Origin of the sequence: Vibrio sp. 1151_11 (assembly GCF_029478525.1) — a bacterium.
GTDB lineage: Bacteria > Pseudomonadota > Gammaproteobacteria > Enterobacterales > Vibrionaceae > Vibrio > Vibrio anguillarum.
The window spans coordinates 24,679-31,926 of sequence record NZ_SHMN01000028.1; the positions used below are offsets into that span (position 1 = coordinate 24,679).

The following is a 7,248-nucleotide window of genomic DNA, read 5'->3' on the forward strand; positions in this document are numbered from 1 at the left end:
ATGGCTACATCAAGCTCATGTTGTATCAATTAGGGTAGAGGAACGAAGCCCCTTGATTGGCGGCAGAGACATTATCTCGGCACACTTTAAACAGATCGCGCCCCCAAGTTTGCTGTGTGAGCTCAGTATCACAAGTGGCGCTATCGCGGCCTTCGGTTGGCGTTAAGTTCTCTAATCGACCTGTCACCGCATCGACGCGGATCCTATCTCCCTCTTCAATAAGCGCAATTGCGCCGCCTCTTAATGCTTCCGGTGAGACGTGAATAGCCGCAGGAATTTTACCAGAAGCGCCGGACAAACGACCATCGGTCACTAACGCAACCTGATAGCCCGCTTTTTGTAAGTTGCCCAAAATCGGCATTAACTTATGCAGCTCAGGCATACCATTGGCTGCTGGCCCATTGAAGCGGACTACAACCACGCAATCTTGATTGAGCTCGCCGCGTTGATACGCCTGCTCAACCTGATGTTGGCAAGCAAACACTTTGGCGGGCGCTTCAACAATGCGATGTTGCTCAGCCACGGCAGAGACTTTGATCACCGCTTGCCCAAGGTTACCCGATAACACTTTAATGCCACCAGAGCGCTGAAATACCTTATCAGGCAGGGCGATTACCGAGGGGTTTTTAGTTTGAGTACACGCTTGCCACTCTAACGTATGGCCCACTAATTGCGGTGATTTTAGCTGATCTGCAAATTCACCAAACACGGGTTTTACGTCGCTGTGAAGTAATTGCGCTTGATGCAGACGCGTCATCAACATGGGTACGCCGCCTGCGAGCTCAAATTCATTGATATCCGCCGAACCATTGGGATAAACATTTACCACCAGAGGAACGACGTCAGACAGATCACTGATATCTTGCCAAGTCAGCACAATACCCGCCGCGCGAGCAACAGCCAGTAAATGAATGGTATGGTTTGAACTGCCACCAGAGGCGAGCAAAGCCACTAGGCCATTGACTACGCTTTTTTCTGTCACCACTTCATAAAGTGGACGGAAATGCGCCGTGCCATCGTTCATGGCGGCAAGGCGGATTGCGGCATGTTGCGTCAATGCAAGGCGCAATGGGGAAAAGGGAGCGACAAATGCTGACCCTGCCAGCATTAAACCCATCGCCTCAAACACTAATTGGTTGGTATTGGCAGTGCCGTAGAAAGTGCAAGTGCCCGGGGAGTGATACGAAGCGCACTCCATATTCAGCAGCGCGCTATCATCAACCAAACCCGCTGCATGTTTTTGGCGAACATCGACTTTCTCATCATTAGTAATGCCAGTGGACATTGGCCCTGCGGGAATAAAAACCGTTGGTAGGTGCGCAAACGCCAGCGTGCCCATCAGTTGCCCGGGCGCAATTTTATCGCAAATACCGAGCAGTAGTGTGCCATCAAACATATTGTGGCTGAGTGAAAATGCCGTGGCTTGTGCAATTAAATCGCGTGAGAACAACGACATATCCATGCCCGCTTGGCCTTGCGTTACGCCATCACACATCGCAGGAACGCCGCCAGCAACTTGAGCTGTGTGGCCAAATGGGGCGAGCACTTTTTTGATTTGCTCAGGGTAATCTTTATACACTTGGTGCGCGCTAAGCATATCGTTGTATGCTGTGATAATGGCTAAGTTAGAACGCGTTAAATCGAGAATGTGCGCTTTTTCTTGAGAGCAAGAGGCGGCGACGGCATGAGCCAAATTACCACAAGAGAGTGACGCTTTACCCTTGCCACTATGCTGTTGTGCCTTGGCGCGGTTGAGAAAATCATCACGCAAAGTACGGCTGCGCTGAATAATTCGTTCGGTGACGGCTGTGATGGTTGGGTTTAAGGCTGTACTCATGCTGACACCTTTTGACCATCTAAAGTGAGCTCACGCAATGCCACTAGGGCGCGCTCTACAACCTCATCAATATCCGTATCGATATCAACGATAGCGACTTTCACTTCGTTGTCGGGGCGCTCTAACGTATTGAACTGGCTTTCCACCATGTTCGCTTTCATAAAGTGGCCTTTACGCGCTTTCATGCGCTTCATGATTAAATCAAAACTGCCATCGAGAAAGAGAAAGGTCACATTTTGGTTACCGTCACGGATTTGATCGCGGTAGGTTTTTTTCAACGCAGAGCAAACAATCACGCCGTGCTCATTTTTACTCTCTAAGCTAAAAGCCGCGTCACGGATGCGCTCTAACCAAGGTTTGCGATCGTCATCATTTAGCGGCTCTCCGCCTGCCATTTTGAGAATATTGGCTTTTGGATGAAGGTCGTCACCGTCGATGAATTTCGCCCCTAATTTCTGGGCCAGTTTCGCGCCTACAGTGCTTTTTCCGCAGGCGCATACGCCCATTACAATAATGCTACTACCAGTCATACGGACTCCTTGAGTGGTATTCTGAGCTGGATCTCATTTTTTAAATTCACTTGGAAATATGACTTTATCTTATCCATGTTATCGGTAACATGTTACCCGTAACTTAGAGATTTGTGAACTGAAACACAAACAAAACAATACGTGATATAAGGTGAAGAACATGGAATTGATGACTCAAAGCAGTAACCCTGCTTACCTATTAGCAATCGCGGGATGTGCGATTGCAGCACTACTGATTTTAATCATGAAGTTGAAGATACACGCCTTCGCTTCATTAACCTTAGTCAGCCTCGGCACTGCAATTGCCACCGGCGTTGCGGCGGAAAAAGTGGTCCCAACTATGATGTCTGGTTTTGGTGGAACCCTAGCGTCTGTTGCTTTGCTGGTCGGTTTAGGTGCGATGATTGGCAAAATTTTAGAAGTGACGGGCGGTGCTAAAGTGCTGGCCGATACCTTGATCGGCCGCTTTGGTGAAGAAAAAGCGCCGTTTGCACTGGGTATTGCTTCATTACTGTTTGGTTTTCCCATCTTCTTTGATGCGGGATTGATCGTGATGATGCCGATCATCTTTAGTGTAGCGAAGCGCTTTGGTGGTTCGCCACTGAAATACGCACTACCTTCAGCCGGTGCTTTTGCGGTGATGCATGCCTTTGTGCCGCCTCATCCTGGGCCTGTTGCGGCTTCAGATCTTTTAGGTGCTGATCTTGGTCTGTTGCTGATTGTTGGTATCTTGGTCGCGATTCCTACTTGGTATTTTGGCGCTTACCTCTTTGGCCTGTATGCGGGTAAGAAATTTGATATTCCACTCTCTAAAGCGTTTTTTAATACCGAGCAAATTATTGATGAAAATAAATTGCCAAAATTTGCCACGGTATTAGCGATTTTAGTGATGCCTGTGCTGCTCATTTTTATGGATACAGGTCTTAATACCCTTGCGGTAGCAGGCGTGATTGATGGCAAAGCGCCATTGGTTGAATTCTTACGCATGTTGGGTAAAACCCCGGTGGCCCTGTTGCTGACTCTGCTAACTTGTTTACTGGTGTTTGCCAAAGATTTTGGAATGAGCAAGCTGGAAAAACTGTGCAGTGACTCGTTAGCGCCTATCTGTGCGGTAATTCTTGTGACAGGTGCGGGCGGCATGTTTGGTGGTGTGTTACGCGCCAGTGGCATTGGCCAAGCATTGGCTGACGTGTTATCCGATACAGGTATGCCTATCATAGTTGCGGCGTTTGTTATCGCAACTTGCTTACGTGTAGCGCAAGGTTCTGCCACTGTGGCATTAACCACCACCGCCGCTTTGATTGCACCAATTGTGGCACAAACCACGGGTTTGAGTGAGTTGGATTTATGTTTTATCGTGATTGCGATTGCTGGTGGTGCAACGGTACTATCTCACTTTAATGACTCAGGCTTCTGGCTGGTTTCTCGCTTGATGGAAATGGATGAGAAAACCACACTCAAAACTTGGACTGTGATGGAAACACTGCTTGGTAGCATCGCGTTTGTGATTGTCGCTGTCCTAAGCTTCTTATTATAAAAAGCGTTTTACTATAAGGTTATGAAATGAAAACTCTTGAACAACGATTGAAAGAAATCAAAATCGTCCCTGTGATTGCGATTAATGATGCTAGCCAAGCGGTCCCTTTGGCCAAAGTGTTGGTTGAAAATGGGTTGCCATGCGCGGAAGTGACCTTTAGAACAGAAGCGGCTGCAGAATCGATTCGTTTGATGCGTGCCGCCTACCCAGAGATGCTGATTGGCGCAGGGACAGTACTGACCACGGCGCAAGTAGACCAAGCCATTGAAGCGGGCGTGGACTTTGTAGTCAGCCCCGGTTTTAACCCAACCACGGTGAGATATTGTCAACAGCGTCATGTGGCAATTGTTCCGGGCGTCAACAACCCAAGTTTGGTTGAGCAAGCGATGGAAATGGGTTTGCGCACATTGAAATTCTTCCCAGCAGAGCCTTCAGGTGGCGTGGCCATGCTCAAAGCATTGACGGCGGTTTATCCGGTTAATTTCATGCCAACAGGTGGCGTTAGCCCAAGTAACGTTCAAGATTATTTGTCGATTAAATCCGTAGTGGCGTGTGGCGGTACGTGGATGGTACCGACAGATCTAATGGATAAAGGTGATTGGCAGGGAATTGCGGAATTGGTTAAAGCGCTATAACCCTTTCTATTTTCTTTAAGAACAACGGCTTGCTTCGGTAGGCCGTCTTTTTATTCCCTGCGCACCTCCGACCATTAACGATAAAAGTAATCGAGAGTAACGCGCGATCAAAAATCTCGTTACAATCGTTCTCCTACTCATTTCACGATAAGCTAAGCTATGTACGCAAACCGACGCGCAGAATTAATTTTAGTTATCACGACCTTATTGGCTGCTGCGGGCTGGGTGTTTTCCAAACAAGCTATTCAAGGCCTACCGCCTTTTGGCTTTATTGGTGTGCGCTTTCTTTTAGCGTCGCTGTGCCTACTGCCATTTTGTCTTAAAGCGCTGCGCCAAGCTTCACTGCACGATTGTTTAAAATCGATGAGTGTGGGCGTGTTGCTAGGTGGCTCGATTTTTTGCTGGATCCACGCGATTTCCATTAGCGACACGCTAGGCGAGGGCGCATTCATCATGAGCCTCTCTATGCTGTTTGTTCCGTTATTAGCATGGCCGCTGTTTGGCACTAAACCGGCGCGCGCATTTTGGTTGTCGCTACCCATTGCACTGATTGGGCTTTTTTTACTGTCGTGGAACGGGGAGTGGGTCGTCGCGACCAGTCAGTTGTGGTTTATTGCTGCGGCCTTTAGCCTGGCATTGCATTTTAACTTTAACAGTCGTTTTTCGGCTAATCTGCCGCCGATGTTGCTCACTACATTACAACTGTTTGTTGGCGGCTGCCTTGGGGTATTACTCTCTTTACTGTTTGAGTCATGGCCAGATCAAATAAGTTTGATGACGTGGAAGTGGCTTGCTCTGAGCGTATTACTCGCCACCAGTTTGCGGTATTTGATGCAAACCATAGGTCAAAAGCACGCCAACCCCACCAATGCGGCGATATTAATGCTGCTTGAGCCAATCTGGACACTGGTTCTGAGCGTGCTGATTTATGATGAATCGATGCCAGCGAATAAGATTTTCGGCTGCGGCTTGCTGCTCTGTTCGCTTCTTTTCTATCGAATGGGCCATTTTCGTCATCGCTAAAAGAGCCAAAGCGTGAAGCGAAATTAAGTTGCTAGAGCTCTAAGAAGCATTGAGTTCCTTTACCTTTTAAGGAAGGAAACAGACATTACGCACGTTTATGGCGTAGGGCCATCACGTTTGATTATCGTTTTTGGACAAACTGATTACCTCTCCTTGAAGGTGAGGCTTTGTTGCTGACGCTCTTTAACCCCGTCCTAACCTCCCCCTGAAAGGGGGAGGAACAGAATAGTTGTCAGCTTCCGCTCTAGAGCATAATTGGACAAAAGTGAGTTAGCTTAAGACAATCGAGTGCCTATAATTGCTGTTCGACATTCCGTGCTCGATGATTCAGGTTTCGTATAAAGTTCAACACTAAATCCTACTTCTCCCATAAGTTTTTTATAATACTCAATACCAAATAACCCCAATTCCATACGGTCAAACTCTATGTGTGTCACTCCTTGTTTTTGTTCATAGTATGAAGTCAGTACATTCAGTCGATTTTTATCCGTAGGGTGACGCTCGATGTAGTCGATAACCGTCAAATCTGTTTCAGGAAGTGATGTGGTGCGATGATTAACAATAGGTTTATTAATACTATCTCCGTCAAATTCAGGAGACAAAGCAAAAATACCTCCATAATTTAAGTGCTGGTACGCGTTCGCAAACGTAGCCCTAATATCATCAGCCTTGAACAGATGACCGATACTGTCATGTAGCAAAATAAAATCAAATTTCTGCTGTAAACTAAACTCCGTGATATCTCCCTGAATGGTGTTTACATTAGGGTTAAGCTGCTTACACTTTGTCAGCATCTCTGTGGATAAATCAATGGCAAATGCTTCAACATTAGAACCGATGTGAGAGAGGAGGTGCCCTGGCCCCGAAGCTAATTCAAGTAACATTGGCAAAGTTTTAGCGCATTTTTTTTCAATAAGTTGCTTCCAAAAATGAGCCTCTCCTTGGTAATCATCTCTACTAATCACGTAGTCATAATATTTTGACAAATCACTATAAAGACGGTTGGTTGAGATATTGTGGTGGTTAAATTTCATTGTATGCCCATTACTTTTATTTGTTTAATAATATGTCGACAGCCTTGGATAATAGCGAATTAAACTGCTCATATTCTGTGTCAGAAAAAGCATGCTGAAGTTCACCATCAACTTGTTGGTATATGTTTATCTCTAATGCACGTAGAGCATTCGCTTTTTCTGTTGCGACCAATCTTACCCCTCTGCCATCGGCGTGATTTTTAATTTTTGAAAGGTACCCCTTGGACTCTAACTTGCTCACCATACTGCTAGCAGAGGCGTTACTAACATTCATCTGGCAAGCTAAAGAACCAAGTGATACACCTTCTATTAACCCATTAAGTGCGTAGAGGTAATCTAATTCATTGTTTGTCAATTCGTTGCTTGCTTGGTCACTAATTTTAGAGCGCCAACGGCGCCATAATTCGAACTCAAGTAGTTCCAAGCTCTTAATCGTCTCCATAGTATCTCCGACATTAAGTTATTTAGTTAGACTAACTAAATAACTTAATGTCGTCAATGCTAGCGTTTTACTTTAACTCACAATGGGGCGTGCGACGTGAGGTCGTATGAAGCGCTGTTCACCGCTTAATGTGTGAACCATCTGTATCACCAGATGAACCTAGGACTCTGAATAAAGTAGCGAGTCTGACAATGTAACGAAGACTGGTCA

7 protein-coding genes are annotated in these 7,248 nt (G+C 46.4%); 3 read left to right on the plus strand and 4 right to left on the minus strand.

Annotation, left to right across the window (positions count from 1 at the left end):
- Positions 1 to 25 precede the first annotated feature (25 nt).
- Positions 26 to 1,837, minus strand: a complete 1,812-nt coding sequence (gene edd, locus EXZ60_RS16410) for a phosphogluconate dehydratase (protein ID WP_277435978.1) — start codon at positions 1,835 to 1,837, stop codon at positions 26 to 28.
- Positions 1,834 to 2,367 (minus strand): gluconokinase, encoded by a 534-nt coding sequence (locus EXZ60_RS16415; RefSeq protein WP_088721196.1) that lies wholly within the window; start codon positions 2,365 to 2,367, stop codon positions 1,834 to 1,836. Before EXZ60_RS16415 ends, edd begins: the two co-directional genes overlap by 4 nt.
- Before the next feature lie 160 nt (positions 2,368 to 2,527).
- Between EXZ60_RS16415 and EXZ60_RS16420 the strand changes: the two genes are divergently transcribed.
- From EXZ60_RS16420 to EXZ60_RS16430, 3 genes are all read left to right on the plus strand, one after another.
- Positions 2,528 to 3,904 carry a GntP family permease gene (locus EXZ60_RS16420; protein WP_029388227.1) on the plus strand — a complete coding sequence of 459 codons (1,377 nt, stop codon included), beginning with the start codon at positions 2,528 to 2,530 and terminating at the stop codon, positions 3,902 to 3,904.
- Between the two features lie 26 nt (positions 3,905 to 3,930).
- Positions 3,931 to 4,539 (plus strand): bifunctional 4-hydroxy-2-oxoglutarate aldolase/2-dehydro-3-deoxy-phosphogluconate aldolase, encoded by a 609-nt coding sequence (locus tag EXZ60_RS16425; protein ID WP_017047051.1) that lies wholly within the window; start codon positions 3,931 to 3,933, stop codon positions 4,537 to 4,539.
- A gap of 159 nt (positions 4,540 to 4,698) precedes the next feature.
- Positions 4,699 to 5,562, plus strand: coding sequence for a DMT family transporter (locus EXZ60_RS16430; protein WP_170898622.1), 864 nt, complete (start codon positions 4,699 to 4,701; stop codon positions 5,560 to 5,562).
- A gap of 275 nt (positions 5,563 to 5,837) precedes the next feature.
- Here the strand turns inward: EXZ60_RS16430 and EXZ60_RS16435 are convergent, their stop codons facing one another.
- Together EXZ60_RS16435 and EXZ60_RS16440 are read right to left on the minus strand one after the other, a co-directional pair.
- On the minus strand, positions 5,838 to 6,596 hold the full coding sequence (locus EXZ60_RS16435; RefSeq protein ID WP_064626259.1) for a class I SAM-dependent methyltransferase: 759 nt from the start codon (positions 6,594 to 6,596) through the stop codon (positions 5,838 to 5,840).
- A gap of 16 nt (positions 6,597 to 6,612) precedes the next feature.
- Positions 6,613 to 7,038, minus strand: coding sequence for a MarR family transcriptional regulator (locus EXZ60_RS16440; RefSeq protein ID WP_017037465.1), 426 nt, complete (start codon positions 7,036 to 7,038; stop codon positions 6,613 to 6,615).
- Positions 7,039 to 7,248: the final 210 nt, after the last annotated feature.

What these genes read in the sequence shown, in the direction of transcription:
- EXZ60_RS16425 (WP_017047051.1), top strand. Translation starts at nt 3,931, where the DNA reads ATGAAAACTCTTGAACAACGATTGAAAGAAATCAAAATCGTCCCTGTG.
- EXZ60_RS16420 (WP_029388227.1), top strand. Translation starts at nt 2,528, where the DNA reads ATGGAATTGATGACTCAAAGCAGTAACCCTGCTTACCTATTAGCAATC.
- EXZ60_RS16415 (WP_088721196.1), bottom strand. Translation starts at nt 2,367, where the DNA reads ATGACTGGTAGTAGCATTATTGTAATGGGCGTATGCGCCTGCGGAAAA.
- EXZ60_RS16430 (WP_170898622.1), top strand. Translation starts at nt 4,699, where the DNA reads ATGTACGCAAACCGACGCGCAGAATTAATTTTAGTTATCACGACCTTA.
- EXZ60_RS16435 (WP_064626259.1), bottom strand. Translation starts at nt 6,596, where the DNA reads ATGAAATTTAACCACCACAATATCTCAACCAACCGTCTTTATAGTGAT.
- EXZ60_RS16440 (WP_017037465.1), bottom strand. Translation starts at nt 7,038, where the DNA reads ATGGAGACGATTAAGAGCTTGGAACTACTTGAGTTCGAATTATGGCGC.
- edd (WP_277435978.1), bottom strand. Translation starts at nt 1,837, where the DNA reads ATGAGTACAGCCTTAAACCCAACCATCACAGCCGTCACCGAACGAATT.